The following is a 13,851-nucleotide window of genomic DNA, read 5'->3' on the forward strand; positions in this document are numbered from 1 at the left end:
TACAGGGGCACGCAAGATGCCTGATCTTATCGGTGCCTATCGCCCGATTTCCGGCATCCCAGACGAGATGGTGGCCCCGGACGGCTCGGTTCGGCCCGGATGGATCGCGCTCATGTCGGCGCTCGACGCGATGGGGGCCGAGGAGCGCATCTCCCGCTTCCAGCACGCCGATCAATACCTGCTCGACGCCGGCGTCTTTTACCGCATGTATGAAGGCAACGGCCAAGGCGAGCGCGACTGGCCGCTGGCCCATATCCCGCTGCTGATCTCGGATACCGAATGGCAGCACATCGAAACGGGTCTCACCCAGCGGGCCGATCTGCTCGAACAGGTTATCGCCGATATCTACAGCGACAACACATTCATCCGCGAAGGCCTCTTGCCGCCTGAACTGGTCGCGGAGAACCCCGCCTTTCTTCGCCCGCTCGCCGGGGTGCGGCCCATGTCGGGCTATCATCTCCATTTTTGCGCCTTCGAGTTGGGCCGAGGTCCGGATGGCCGCTGGTGGGTATTGGGCGACCGCACTCAGGCCCCCTCCGGTGCCGGCTTCGCGCTCGAAAACCGCGTGGCAACCACACGTGCCTTTTCCGATATTTATTCCTCGCTCCATGTGCATCGCCTGGCCAGTTTTTTCCGCGATTTCCGCGATAGCCTCACCGAAATGGGCGGCAGCGGTGGTGGACGTGTAGCGATCCTTACCCCCGGACCCCTCAACGAGACCTATTTCGAGCACGCCTACATCGCCCGATATCTGGGCTTCCTGCTGGTGCAGGGCGAAGATCTCGTTGTCGTCAATGGCGAAGTGATGGTGCGCACGGTGTCGGGCCTCAAGCCGATCTCTGTCCTCTGGCGCCGTCTCGATGGCGACTTCACCGATCCGCTCGAATTGCGGCAGGAGAGCCACATCGGCACCCCCGGCCTCGTGGAAGCAGTTCGCCGTGGCACTGTCGGCTTCGTCAATTCACTTGGCGCCGGGATACTCGAAACCCGGGCGTTGGGAGCCTTCCTCCCCGCCATTGCCCAGGCCCGCCTGGGCACCGATCTCCTTTTGCCCAATATCGCCACATGGTGGTGCGGCAGCCAACAGGCGCGCGATTACGTGTTCCAGAACATCGATACGATGCTCGTGGGCTCCGCCCTCTCCAATCTCCTCGCTATCGATGATTCGCAGGGCACTCTGGACGCAGGCCGCCTTTCCGAAGCCGATCGGGAGGATTTGCTCGCTCGTATCGAGGCCAATCCTGGCGCTTACGTCGCGCAGGAAGCGGTAAGTCTCTCGACGGCTCCCGTCCACATGGATGGTGCGCTTGAACCGCGCCCGGTTACCCTGCGCGTCTATGCCGCCCGCACCCCACAGGGCTGGTCGATCATGCCCGGCGGTTTCGCACGCATTGGCCATTCGCTCGATACCTCCGCGATCGCCATGCAGCGCGGCGGATATGCTGCTGATGTGTGGGTGGTCAGCGACAAGCCCGTCGAGCAGGTTTCCCTGCTCTCGACCGGCAAGAAGACCATTGAACGCAACCCCTCAGGCAACCTGCCTAGCCGCGCCGGGGACAATCTCATCTGGCTCGGCCGTTATGCCGAGCGCTGCGAGGCCACCGTCCGCATCCTCCGGGCCTATCATCTGCGCCTCGCCGAACTCGGTCACAGCGACACGCCTCTTTTGGAGGCCACGCGAAAATACATCGAGCCAGCCGGCGTGGACACGAGTGAAGCCGTCCCCGACGGCCTTCTCGCGATCATCGACGGCGCTGTGCGCTCGGCGAGCGAAATCCGTGACCGTTTCTCGCCCGACGGTTGGTTGGCCTTGACCGATCTGCAAAAGACCGCGCGTCGGTTCAAGCGCACCATCAAGCCGGGTGACGACGCCACCCGCGCCATGACCGTGTTGCTACGCAAGCTCGCGGGCTTTTCCGGCCTTGTCCACGAAAATATGTACCGTTTCGCCGGCTGGCGCTTCCTCGAGATCGGACGCCGCCTCGAGCGCGGCATACAGATCGCTGAAATCGCCACCTGGCTCTGCGATCCAGCCGCCCCCGACGGTGCGGTGGAAATGCTGCTTGAAATCGGCGACAGCGTCATGACTCACCGTCGCCGTTACGGCTACGGCCACGGCAAGTTCGGCGCCATCGAACTGCTCATTACCGACCCACTCAATCCGCGATCGGTCATGTTCCAGCTCACTGAATTGCTCGAGCAGCTCAAGCAACTTCCACGCGGGTACACCGACGGACAACTCTCCTCCCCCGCCAAGGCCGCGCTCAGGCTCCAGACCGAACTCGCCGTCATTGAAGCCGAGTCCGTCACGATGTCGATGCTGGTCAACGCTGCTTCCGGTCTCGCCGGGATTTCGGACCTCATCGCGGAAACCTATTTCTAATGCGGTACGATATTCGGCTCAAACTCGAATACGCCTATGACGCGCCGGTGTCGGGCGGCCGCCATCTCGTCCGCGTCTTCCCCATCACCTTGCCGGGAATACAGCGTGTCATTGCCTCGAGCCTCGATCTCGCGCCGCAACCCACCGAGCATTCCGAGTTCGCCGATTTCTTCGGCTCCCGCGTCGTCTCCCTCACCTATCGCCAGCCCCACGACAAGCTGGAAATCGCCATGGCCGCTCGCGTCGAGGTGACGCGCCGGGACGCGACGATCGATTTTTCGCCCGATCTTGCCGGCCTTTCCGCCCAGCTCGCCGCCAATTGGGACATGAGTGCGACCGCACCCCATCATTACACCGGCCCGAGCCCACGGATCTCGATCGATCCGGCTATTACCGAATACGCCCGCCAGAGCCTTTCAAATACCCGCACCGTCAAGGAAGCCGCCAACGATCTGTGCCTGCGCATCCACGAGGACTTCGCTTATGACGGCGATGCGACGCTCGTCGATACCCCGGTTGCCGAAGCGTTTTCGCTCAGGCGCGGGGTTTGTCAGGATTTCGCGCACATCATGATCGCCGGGCTGCGCGGACTTGGCATACCGGCCGGCTATGTCAGCGGCTTCCTGCGGACCATCCCGCCCGAGGGAAAGCCACGTCTCGAAGGGGCGGATGCGATGCACGCCTGGGTCAAGGTCTGGTGCGGGGAGGAGGCCGGATGGATCGAATTCGATCCGACCAATGCCATCCGCGCGGGGCAGGACCACATCGTCATCGGTTACGGCCGCGACTATTCCGACGTCGCTCCCATCGTCGGTGTCCTGCGTAGCGCCGGCGGTCACGAAGCTTCGCAGGCCGTCGACGTCCTAGAAGTCGCCTAGAGAAATCCGGCGATCATCAGCAGCGCCGTACAGATCGTTGCCCCGGCAATGAAGGGCAGATATCGCCCTTCTCCGCCGGCGGGGAGTTCCTGCTTCAAGACGTTGAGGATCATCCCGCCTGCCAGCAATGCGAACGCCATACCCGCAAAGACGTCCGGCACAATGGTGGCAACGCCGATTGCCCACCCTGCCAGTACGCTTCCGGCCATGACCCACCGTCCATAGCGGTCGTAGAGATCATGGTTTTGCTCGCGAAAGGCAATGTCGAGCGCAAAGGCGTGCAGACCCAGCACCAGAAAGTAGATCAGCTCGCCGCCAACGCTCTGGTCCTCGCGCCGCAGCAGAAAATACCCGATCAGCGCGTAGTAGAGAGAAAATCCCGCCGTGTGCGCCCAAAAGCCCAGCCGTTGATAGGTTCGTCCTTCGGAATGGGACAGGAACACTTCGAGCCCGTAGTAAAAACACGTTCCGAGCAGCACGAGCGCGTAAAGCGAAGCCGAAGCGCGCTGGAACAATTGTTCCTCGATGGCCCTGTGATGCGCGCTGAGTTCGGGCAGGAGAAAGACGAACACGTAGGCGGTCGCCACGCCCCCGGCGAGACTGCGCCAGACGTTACGATCAAGTCGCCACACAAGGCTTAGCCGACCCGCAAAAATGCAGATCAGCGCAAACCCCACTGCCCCGGCCGCACTAAGACCAATCATGGCTGGCTAACGCCCCGCCAGCGAGCCGGTTCACTGCTTGCGGGACCGATCAGACGACGCGCCTCCCGTTTTCGTCGATCACCACCTCACCATCTTCCTTGATGAAGGGGCCGATATCGAGGTTGGGCAGGATATCGAGCACGAGTTCGGACGGGCGGCACTGGCGTACACCCTTGGGCGTCTCGACGAAGGGGCGGTTGATGAGGATGGGGTGGGCCAGCATCGCGTCGATCAGTTGGTCGTCGGTGGACGTCGGATCGTCGAGGCCAAGCTCTCCATAGGGCGCTTCCTTGATCCGCATGGCTTCGCGAACCGTAAGCCCGGACCGCGCAATGAGATCGACCAGCCTTTCGCGAGACGGCGGGGCCTTTAGATATTCGATGATCAATGGCTCCTCGCCCGATTGGCGGATCATCGCCAGCGTATTGCGGGAGGTGCCACATTCTGGGTTATGATAGATCGTAATGGTCATGGATTTTCCTTGCGGCGGATGGCGCCGTTCAGCGCAACGGCGTCGGCCAGCGTATTGGAGATGGTCCCGTATTTGCGGACATTGGTATGCAGCAAGTCAAGCCGCCGATCCGGCTCATTGGTCTCCACGACGATCTCGTAATCGATCGAAATCAGCTTGGGCGGGGCGTCCTGCCTGACCGCGTGCAGCGAAACATCGACGCCGGAAAACTCGAACTTCAACATGGGCGCCACCCGCTCGATGCCCTTCAGGATGCAAGCCGACAAAGACGCGAGCAGCAATTCCACAGGGTTGAAAGCGTCCTGGCGCCCCTCAAGATCTGTATCAAGCAAGACTTCAGCAGATTTCGTGGTCGCAACACTACCGTGATCGTCGACCCGCTTGGCGGAAACGCGGTATTCCAGCATCGTTCAGCCTTCCACAAACCGATGACGGTTGGCGTTGGCAAATGCCACCAGCGAGAGCATGACGGGCACTTCGACCAGCACGCCGACGACAGTCGCCAGAGCCGCGCCCGAGTGTAACCCGAACAGCGAAATAGCCACGGCTACGGCGAGCTCGAAGAAATTCGATGTCCCGATCATCGCACACGGTGCGGCGACATTGAAGGGCACCTTCCACTTCCATGCGGCCCAGAACGTGATGCCGAAAATCCCGTAGGACTGGATCAGTAGCGGAATAGCGATCAGCACGATCACCAGCGGATTGGCGAGAATGACCTGCCCCTGAAACCCGAACAGCAGAACGACAGTCGCCAGAAGACCGATGATGGAAAACGGCTTTATGCGCCGGTTAAACGTTGCAAGGCGCGTCTCGGGATGCGCGCCGCCATTCGAAAGGATCGTCTGCCGCGTGATGATGCCCGCGATCAGCGGGATGATCACATAGAGCCCGACCGAAAGCAGCAACGTTTCCCACGGCACGGTCAGTTCGGTCAGCCCCAGCAGCAGCGCGACGATGGGTGCGAAGGCGAACACCATGATGACGTCGTTCACCGAAACCTGTACCAGCGTGTAATTCGGATCGCCCTTGGTGAGTTGCGACCACACAAACACCATCGCCGTACACGGCGCGGCGCCGAGCAGGATCAGCCCCGCAATATATTGCTGCGCATCCGCCGGATCGATGAAGGGCGCGAAGATGAAATTGAAAAACAGCACCGCCAGGATCGCCATCGTAAACGGCTTGACCAGCCAGTTGATAACCAGCGTGAGCACCAGACCCTTCGGCTGCCGGCCCACCTGCCCGATCGAGGTGAAATCGACCGCCACCATCATCGGATAGACCATCGCCCAGATCAGCACCGCGACAACGAAGTTGACCGATGCGAATTCAAATCCGGCGAGCACGGCAAACAGCCCCGGTACGAAATTGCCCAGCGCAATACCCGCGACAATGCATCCGGCCACCCAGACCGAAAGCCATTTTTCAAAAAATCCAATGCCGCCTACGGGGGCGGGCGCTGCAATATCGGTTGTCATGGTGGCTCTTAGTCTTTCGTATCGCCGATTTCGTCGAGGTGGGATTTGAGCGCGAGCCGGTCGAGGCTCTTGATAGGCAGGTTCATTAGCAGGGAAATACGGTTGCTCAACTGGCGTGCGGCTTCGGCGAAGGCGTAATGTCTTTCCGCTTCAGTTCCCTCAGCGGCAGCAGGATCGGGGACGCCCCAGTGGGCGGTCATGGGGTGGCCCGGCCACACCGGACAGACCTCCTCCGCCGCGTTGTCGCAGACAGTAAAGATGAAATCGAATTCCGGCGCGCCCGGCCCGGCGAATTCGTCCCAGCTTTTCGAGCGGGCAAATCCGGTATCGATCTTGAGGCTCCTCAGGAGATCAAGCGTAAAGGGGTGAACTTCACCCTTGGGCTGGCTACCGGCGGAGAAAGCGCGGAACCGCTCGCCGCCGTCGCGATTGAGCAGTGCTTCGGCGATGATGGAGCGCGCGGAATTTCCCGTGCAGAGAAAGAGGACGTTATAGGGGGTGTTGCTCATGACCGTTCTTCCGTTCAACAACCGCAGGTAATAGCCTCGATCACCGGCTGGCACAGCTCGGGCGACCCATTGCAGCAGTCTTCCATAAGGAAGGCCAGGAGGTCGCGAAACCCGGTCATGTCGGCATGATAACGAATAATGCGTCCGTCCCGCTCGGCGCGTACAAGGCCCGCATGGGTGAGCACTTTGAGGTGAGCGGACGTCGTGTTCTGCATGGTCCCCAGGTGGGTGGCTATATCTCCCGCGGGGACGCCCTCGGAAGAGGCTCGAACGAGGAGCCGGAAGATCTCAAGCCGCGTTTCCTGACCAAGCGCAGAAAGTGCGGAAAGTGCCACTGATTTATCCATATATCCAAAAATCCAGATTTATTGATTGATAGCTAGCACGCCTTTCCTCCTCCCGCAAGCAGCACGTAGTCGCCTGGAGGCTTAGCCGAAACGAATGCGGCACCCGGTCCGGCGCGGCGTTCGGACGTCCCGAAACCGTGGAACGAAGGATGCCCGGTATCGTTGGCCTTGGTGTCCTCCTTATTACCGGGAAAAACCATGACGACCCGCCTGATTTTCACCTCCTGTCTCCTCGTCGCTGGCCTTGCATCCGCTGTGTACGGCCAGTCCTCCGAACCTGTTACGGGACAGCACGCGCAGCAGGCACCCGAACTGCCGGGCCCCTCATCGCCAGGCACACCGCCACCGCACCTGACGCCGGGCGGGCAACAACCGCCCGAAGCGACGCAGCCGGATGAAACGCTTCTGCCTGGAGCGGGAAACGGTGCGGTTATCACCGATGGCACCGGCCTGCTCTCCACGAACGATATCATCGGGCTCGAGGTCTGGAGCGCAGGCAATCGGAATGTCGGAACTGTAAGCGAACTGCTGATCGACGCCGATGGGCGGTTAGCCGCCGTGGTTGTCGACATCGGTGGATTTCTGGGGATTGGTAGCCGTCAGGTCGCAATCCCATTCGCGGCCCTGACGGTGGTGCCCGAGGGTGATGGGTCGGACGCGCCAGCCGAGGGCACACCGCAATGGTGGCCACCTCAGGGTGCCAATCACCTGCGCGCGGAGCTGACCGAACAGCAGTTCGAGGATGCGCCGGAATTCAACCGCGCACCACTCCCATAAGTCTCGGCCGGACGCTCATTATCGGGCAGCACTAAAGGGCATCCACCGGGCTTTCCATGCCCTTGCCTTGCTCCATAAGCGCCAGGTGGCGCATATGGGGCAATGCTTGAGGATGCTCCTTCTGCAGAAAATCGACCAATTGCTCGCGCACGAGACAGCGCAGATCGAACGCCCTGCCCGCATTAGACGCGCTGACCAGGATGCGCACTTCCATCACCTGCTCCCGAAAATCGGTGACCTGCGTCACGGCAACTTTTCCATCCCAAAGCGGACTTGAAGCAGTGATTTCCTCCACCTTGGAGCGGATGCGCTCGATAGGCGCGCGATAATCGAGGTAAATCATCACATTCCCGAGTAGCGCCGCGCCTTCGCGCGTCCAGTTCTGAAAGGGATTCTCCATGAAATAGGAGAGCGGCAGGATCAGGCGGCGCAGGTCCCATATCCTGACCACCACGTAAGTCGCCGTGATTTCCTCCACATTCCCCCACTCGCCTTCCACAAGCAAAGCGTCGTCGATCCGGATGGGTTGGGTGATGGCAAGTTGAATGCCCGCCAGGAGGTTCTTGAGCACAGGCTGAAGAGCAAGGCCAAGCACGATGCCCGCGACACCCGCCGATGCCAGAATGCTGAGGCCAAGCTGGCGGACGTCGTCAAACGTCATGAGCGCCAGGCTGAGCGCCACCATATAGACCAGTATGTTGAACACCTTGAGCAGGATGCGGGTCTGCGTGGCGTGCTTTCGCGCCAAAAGGTTGTCTTCTGCATCGAGCTTGAAGCGACGGAGGTGGAGCGTCGACCAGATATGGACCGCCGTCTTGATGATCCATGCACCGAGCAGGATCAGCAGCACGTTGAGGGTCTGAGACACCAGCGCCGCAAATCCGCCGATGGGTGCCACCGAGGCCGCCCACATGAAGCCGATCACCAAAGTGGCCATGCGTGTGGGCCCTTTTGTCCGACTCACCAGCGACCGCCAGAACAGGTCGTACTTGGCGGTGGCCCGCATCACCGCTTTGAACAGGAAATGATGGATCAGCAGCGCTATGCCGCCAAAAACCAGAAAAATCAGGAGCGCGACCGCAGGCTGCGGCAGCCACTCCAGATATGCGACGAATTCGGCCAAACTCTATCCCTCGAACGGTGATGCTGTTTGGCAACGCCCGTCCAAGGCCACGTGTTCCTTAGCGCCGCTTGTCGATAGCCGCGCAATAGGAAAAGGCCGGTCGGCAAAGCTGCCGACCAGCATATGGTTTTCATGTCAGTTTGGGGAAATGACCCGCCGGTCAGGCCGCGCGTTTCAGTTCCACTGGCTTTGGCCTAGGGGTCGCCACGAGGCGGGCCGCCTGCTCTTCCTCAAAAGTGATGGCCCGCGCGCTGGCTATGGAATCGACATAGGCCAAGACAAGGCCAAAGGCTCCGAAAACACCTAAAACTGCGATTAGGACGACAAAAGATTCAGCAGGCATATCGGCCCCTTTCCATTGCTTAGGGGCCAATTCTACCCGGTATCGTTCAGAACGATTTGACCTCGATCAAATCGTCATCAGCCTGTAACGGATTGCTCGGCGGCGCGGAGCGTGTTGGCCATAAGCATGGCGATCGTCATCGGGCCTACGCCTCCTGGAACCGGAGTGACGGCGCCGGCGACCTTCAAGGCGCCGGCATAGTCGACATCGCCAACGATCCGTGTCTTCCCTTCGCCCTTTTCCGGCGCATCGATCCGGTTGATGCCCACATCGATCACCGCAGCCCCGGGCTTGATCCAGTCGCCCTTGATGAACTCCGGTTTCCCGATGGCCGCGACCAGAATATCCGCGGTCCGGCAAAGTGCAGGCAGATCGGGGGTTCGCGAGTGCGCGATGGTCACCGTGGCATTGGCCTTGAGCAAAAGGTTGAACATCGGCTTGCCCACGATGTTGGATCGTCCAACAACCACTGCCGTTTTCCCCGAAAGGTCCTTGCCCAGCACCTTTTCGATGAGCAGCATAGACCCCGCCGGCGTGCAGGGCACAAGCGCGGTCTCGGTCTCACCCGTTCCGAGCTTGCCCACATTGATGAAGTGAAACCCGTCGACGTCCTTTTCCGGCGCAATCGCCTGGATAACCTTCCCCGCATCGATATGCCGGGGCAGCGGCAGCTGGACGAGAATGCCGTGAATGGTGGGGTCGGCATTGAGCCGCACCACTTCGGCCAGCAGGTCCGCTTCGCTCGTTTCCTCGGGCAAATCACGTTGCACCGAATGAAAGCCGCACGCCGCTGCGCGACGTGATTTAGAACTGACGTAAATCTGACTGGCCGGATCGGAGCCCACTATGATCACCGCCAAACCGGGGATCACGCCGTGCTCGGCCCTGAGTTTCGCGGCGCGTTGGGTTACCTCCGTCACAAGGTCTTCAGCCCGCGCCTTCCCGTCAATGACAGTGGCAGTCATGGTCTCTCCCCGGCTTTCAGTGTCACCGGCTTAATAGAGACTCTTGCGATTGATGTCGAGCCATGAATGTATACATTCAATGGTGGCAACCTACCCTGCCGCCTTCTCGCCACCGGGCGTATAATTGAGGATCGGCCCAAGCCAGCGCTCGACTTCGCCCACTGCCATGCCCTTGCGCCGCGCATAATCCTCAACCTGATCGCGCTCGACCTTGGCAACCCCGAAATAATAGCTTTCAGGATGCGCGAAATAGAGTCCCGAGACCGACGATCCCGGCCACATCGCATAGCTCTCGGTCAGCTTGACCCCGATCTCCTTTTCCACCTCCAACAACCTGAACAGCGTGGTTTTCTCAGTATGATCAGGCTGAGCCGGATAGCCCGGCGCGGGCCGGATTCCCTTATAGGGCTCCGCCACCAGTTCCTCGGGCGCAAACGTCTCGTCCGCCGCATAGCCCCACAATTCCTTGCGCACCACCTCGTGCAGCCGCTCGGCAAAGGCCTCGGCAAACCGGTCGGCCAGGGCCTTGACGAGAATGGAGGAATAGTTGTCGTGCGCCGCGTCGAATTTCTGGGCGATCTCGATTTCCTCGAATCCTGCCGTGACGCAAAACCCGCCCAGATAATCGGGCGAACCCTCCGGAGCGACGAAATCGGCCAGCGCCACGTTGGGCCGCTCGCCCGATTTGGTGAGTTGCTGGCGCAAGGTGAAGAACGTCGCAAGGCCGTCCGTCCGGCTGTCGTCTGTAAAGAGCCGCACGTCGTCTCCGACCCGGTTCGCCGGCCAGAACCCCACGACCGCCTTGGGCGTGAACCACTTCTCGGCAATGATTTTTTCCAGCATGGCTTGGGCATCGGAAAACAACTGGCGCGCAGCCTCCCCCTGACGCTCATCCTCGAGAATCTTGGGATACGTGCCTTTGAATTCCCAAGCCTGGAAGAATGGCGTCCAGTCGAAATAACGCGCCAGTTCGGCCAAATCCCAGTCCTGGTAAGCCTTGGCTCCGAGGAATGATGGCGTCGTTGGTGTATACATTTTAGTCGGCTGGAACGCATTCGCGCGCGCGGCGGCCAGTGGCATACGCTGCTTCTCGGCCTCGCCCCGGCGATGTTTTTCCGCGACCTGTTCGTATTCCTGTTTGATCGTTTTGACGTAATCGTTGGCCGCATCGCGCGATAGCAGCTTTGAAACTGCGCTCACGGCCAGCGAAGCGTCCTTGATATAGATCGTCTGCCCGCGGTGATATTTGGGGTGAATCTTGACCGCCGTGTGTATACGGGATGTCGTCGCGCCGCCGATCAGAAGAGGGATATCGAATCCCTCGCGCTCCATCTCGGCCGCCACATGCACCATCTCGTCGAGCGATGGCGTAATGAGCCCCGATAGTCCGATCACGTCGACCTTTTCCCGCCGCGCCGTCTCGAGGATCGTCTGGCTCGGCACCATGACACCCAGATCGATGATCTCGTAATTGTTGCACGCCAAAACAACCCCCACGATGTTCTTGCCGATATCGTGGACGTCTCCTTTGACCGTCGCCATCAGGATCTTGCCCGCGCTCTGCCGTCTGCCGTCGCTCTCGGCCTCCATGAAGGGCAGGAGATAAGCCACTGCCTGCTTCATCACACGCGCCGATTTCACCACCTGTGGCAGAAACATTTTGCCCGAGCCGAACAGGTCTCCCACGATATTCATCCCGTCCATCAGCGGACCTTCGATCACATGCAGCGGACGGTCGAAATGCTGCCGTGCCTCCTCGGTATCGGCCTCGATAAATTCGGTGATCCCGTTGACCAGCGCATGCGAAATCCGCTCGCCGACGGGCTTTTCGCGCCAGCTTAAATCCTTCTCCTTGGCCTCTTTGCCCCCTGCGCCCTTGTAGCGCTCCGCCAGTTCCAGCATCCGCTCGGTCGAGTCCGGCCGCCGGTTAAGCACCACGTCCTCACAGGCTTCCCGCAGTTCGGGATCGATCGATTCATAGACCGCCAACTGCCCTGCATTGACGATGCCCATGTCCATTCCAGCGTGGATGGCGTGGTAGAGGAAAACCGCATGCATCGCCTCCCTGACCGGCTCATTGCCGCGGAAGGAGAAGGAAAGGTTTGAGACGCCGCCCGAAACATGCACATGCGGAAGCGTCGCGACGATCTCGCGCGCGGCCTCGATGAAGTCGACGCCGTAATTGTCGTGCTCCTCTATCCCCGTCGCTACAGCGAAAATGTTTGGATCAAAGATGATGTCCTCGGGTGGAAATCCGACTTCATCGACAAGGATGCGATAGGCGCGCGTACAGATTTCCACCTTGCGATCTTTGGTGTCCGCCTGCCCCTTTTCGTCGAACGCCATGACGACCACAGCCGCGCCGTAGAGTTTGCAGAGCCGCGCCTGCTCACGGAATTTGTCTTCGCCTTCCTTCATCGAGATGGAATTGACGACCGCCTTGCCCTGCACGCATTTGAGCCCAGCCTCCATCACTTCCCATTTCGATGAATCGAGCATTATGGGCACGCGCGCGATGTCGGGCTCCGACGCGACGAGATTGACGAACTCGACCATCACCTTCTCGCTGTCGATCAGCCCTTCGTCCATGTTGATGTCGATGATCTGCGCGCCGTTCTCCACCTGGTCGCGCGCGACATCGAGCGCGGCGGTGTAGTCCCCTGCCGTAATCAGTTTCCTGAATTTTGCCGAACCCGTAACGTTCGTCCGCTCGCCGACATTGACGAACGGAATGTCGTCGGTGAGCGTAAAGGGCTCGAGCCCCGAAAGCCGCAACCGCCGCTCTATTTCCGGCACTTCTCGCGGTGGATATTTCGCCACCGCCTCCGCAATCGCCGTGATGTGCTCGGGCGTCGAACCGCAACACCCGCCGACGATGTTCAGGAACCCGTCGCGCGCAAAACCCTCGATCTGCTCGGCCATGAACTCGGGCGTCTCGTCATACTGTCCGAATTCATTGGGCAGCCCCGCATTGGGATAAATGCAGACCAGCGTATCGGCGATGCTGGAAATCTCCGACACATGCTCACGCATCGCATTGGCGCCCAGCGCGCAATTGAGCCCCACGGTAAAGGGCTTTGCGTGCCTCAGCGAATACCAGAATGCCGTCGGCGTTTGCCCCGATAGCGTGCGCCCGGAAAGATCGGTGATCGTACCCGAGATCATCACCGGCAGGCGGATGCCCTTTTTCTCGAATACCTCTTCGGCCGCAAAAACCGCGGCCTTGGCGTTGAGGGTGTCGAAGATCGTCTCGATCAGGATCAGATCCGCTCCGCCATCGATGAGCCCTTCGATTTGCTCGCCATAGGCGATGCCCAACTGGTCGAAGCTCGTGGCGCGGTATCCGGGATTGTTGACATCGGGCGAAATCGAGGCCGTCCGATTGGTCGGGCCCACCGCCCCGGCAACGAAACGCCGCTTGCCGTCCGCAGCCTCCGCGCGCGCCGCCGCGCGCTTGGCCACCCGTGCGCCTTCGAGATTGATCTCATAGGCCAGCTCTTCCAGCCCGTAGTCGGCTTGCGCGATCGTCGTACCCGAGAACGTGTTGGTCTCGAGAATGTCGGCCCCGGCCATCGCATAATCGAAATGGATATCCTCGATCAGTTGGGGCCGCGTTACGACCAGCAGATCGTTATTGCCCTGAAGCGGCCTGTGCCAATCCTTGAACCGCTCGCACCGGAAATCCGCTTCTCCCAGCGTATGGCGCTGGATCATCGTCCCCATCGCGCCATCGAGGATCAATATCCGTTCGCGCGCCGCCTTTGTAAGTGCGGCGAGCACTTCCGCCCCTTCGCTCGCCCTGCGCAAGGCCCCACTGCCTGGTCGCGCCGCGGCAATCTCCATGCGCGAAGCCGTCCCGCCTCCCGTTT

General features: G+C 60.6%; 14 protein-coding genes. 3 read left to right on the forward strand and 11 right to left on the reverse strand.

Annotated features, from left to right (window positions below; translation table 11 throughout):
• Window positions 1-16 precede the first annotated feature (16 nt).
• Together I2G20_RS02130 and I2G20_RS02135 are read left to right on the forward strand one after the other, a co-directional pair.
• Window positions 17-2,383 carry a circularly permuted type 2 ATP-grasp protein gene (locus I2G20_RS02130; RefSeq protein ID WP_246472753.1) on the forward strand — a complete coding sequence of 789 codons (2,367 nt, stop codon included), beginning with the start codon at window positions 17-19 and terminating at the stop codon, window positions 2,381-2,383.
• Complete coding sequence (locus I2G20_RS02135) at window positions 2,383-3,261, forward strand: transglutaminase family protein (protein ID WP_196258018.1); 879 nt, start codon at window positions 2,383-2,385, stop codon at window positions 3,259-3,261. The genes I2G20_RS02130 and I2G20_RS02135 overlap by 1 nt, the downstream gene beginning before the upstream one ends.
• Here the strand turns inward: I2G20_RS02135 and I2G20_RS02140 are convergent.
• The 7 genes from I2G20_RS02140 to I2G20_RS17140 are packed head-to-tail and all read right to left on the reverse strand — an operon-like array spanning window position 3,258 to window position 6,974.
• The gene (locus I2G20_RS02140; RefSeq protein ID WP_196258019.1) at window positions 3,258-3,965 is read right to left on the reverse strand and encodes a hypothetical protein; all 708 of its coding nucleotides are present in this window, start codon (window positions 3,963-3,965) and stop codon (window positions 3,258-3,260) included. The genes I2G20_RS02135 and I2G20_RS02140 overlap by 4 nt on opposite strands.
• A gap of 49 nt (window positions 3,966-4,014) precedes the next feature.
• Window positions 4,015-4,437, reverse strand: coding sequence for an arsenate reductase (glutaredoxin) (gene arsC, locus I2G20_RS02145; protein ID WP_196258020.1), 423 nt, complete (start codon window positions 4,435-4,437; stop codon window positions 4,015-4,017).
• Window positions 4,434-4,844, reverse strand: a complete 411-nt coding sequence (locus I2G20_RS02150; protein WP_196258021.1) for an OsmC family protein — start codon at window positions 4,842-4,844, stop codon at window positions 4,434-4,436. The genes arsC and I2G20_RS02150 overlap by 4 nt, the downstream gene beginning before the upstream one ends.
• A 3-nt stretch (window positions 4,845-4,847) precedes the next feature.
• Window positions 4,848-5,918 carry an ACR3 family arsenite efflux transporter gene (gene arsB / locus I2G20_RS02155; protein WP_196258022.1) on the reverse strand — a complete coding sequence of 357 codons (1,071 nt, stop codon included), beginning with the start codon at window positions 5,916-5,918 and terminating at the stop codon, window positions 4,848-4,850.
• Between the two features lie 8 nt (window positions 5,919-5,926).
• The gene (locus I2G20_RS02160; protein ID WP_196258023.1) at window positions 5,927-6,427 is read right to left on the reverse strand and encodes an arsenate reductase ArsC; all 501 of its coding nucleotides are present in this window, start codon (window positions 6,425-6,427) and stop codon (window positions 5,927-5,929) included.
• Between the two features lie 14 nt (window positions 6,428-6,441).
• Window positions 6,442-6,774, reverse strand: a complete 333-nt coding sequence (locus I2G20_RS02165) for an ArsR/SmtB family transcription factor (RefSeq protein WP_196258024.1) — start codon at window positions 6,772-6,774, stop codon at window positions 6,442-6,444.
• 32 nt (window positions 6,775-6,806) lie between these two features.
• Window positions 6,807-6,974, reverse strand: a complete 168-nt coding sequence (locus I2G20_RS17140) for a hypothetical protein (RefSeq protein WP_207747499.1) — start codon at window positions 6,972-6,974, stop codon at window positions 6,807-6,809.
• Here I2G20_RS17140 and I2G20_RS02170 point away from each other — a divergent pair.
• Window positions 6,973-7,551, forward strand: a complete 579-nt coding sequence (locus I2G20_RS02170; protein WP_196258025.1) for a PRC-barrel domain-containing protein — start codon at window positions 6,973-6,975, stop codon at window positions 7,549-7,551. The two genes, I2G20_RS17140 and I2G20_RS02170, sit on opposite strands and share 2 nt — an antisense overlap.
• Before the next feature lie 31 nt (window positions 7,552-7,582).
• On the opposite strand, the gene I2G20_RS02175 is transcribed toward I2G20_RS02170, so the two are convergent.
• The 4 genes from I2G20_RS02175 to metH form a co-directional block, all read right to left on the reverse strand.
• Window positions 7,583-8,674, reverse strand: a complete 1,092-nt coding sequence (locus tag I2G20_RS02175) for a mechanosensitive ion channel family protein (RefSeq protein ID WP_246472755.1) — start codon at window positions 8,672-8,674, stop codon at window positions 7,583-7,585.
• Between the two features lie 160 nt (window positions 8,675-8,834).
• Window positions 8,835-9,017, reverse strand: coding sequence for a hypothetical protein (locus tag I2G20_RS02180; RefSeq protein ID WP_196258026.1), 183 nt, complete (start codon window positions 9,015-9,017; stop codon window positions 8,835-8,837).
• Window positions 9,018-9,094: 77 nt separating this feature from the next.
• Window positions 9,095-9,982, reverse strand: coding sequence for a bifunctional methylenetetrahydrofolate dehydrogenase/methenyltetrahydrofolate cyclohydrolase FolD (gene folD / locus I2G20_RS02185; RefSeq protein WP_196258027.1), 888 nt, complete (start codon window positions 9,980-9,982; stop codon window positions 9,095-9,097).
• Window positions 9,983-10,072: 90 nt separating this feature from the next.
• Window positions 10,073-13,825 (reverse strand): methionine synthase, encoded by a 3,753-nt coding sequence (gene metH, locus I2G20_RS02190; protein WP_196258028.1) that lies wholly within the window; start codon window positions 13,823-13,825, stop codon window positions 10,073-10,075.
• Window positions 13,826-13,851 lie beyond the last annotated feature (26 nt).

The organism is Pelagibacterium limicola, assembly GCF_015694405.1.
Lineage (GTDB): Bacteria > Pseudomonadota > Alphaproteobacteria > Rhizobiales > Devosiaceae > Pelagibacterium > Pelagibacterium limicola.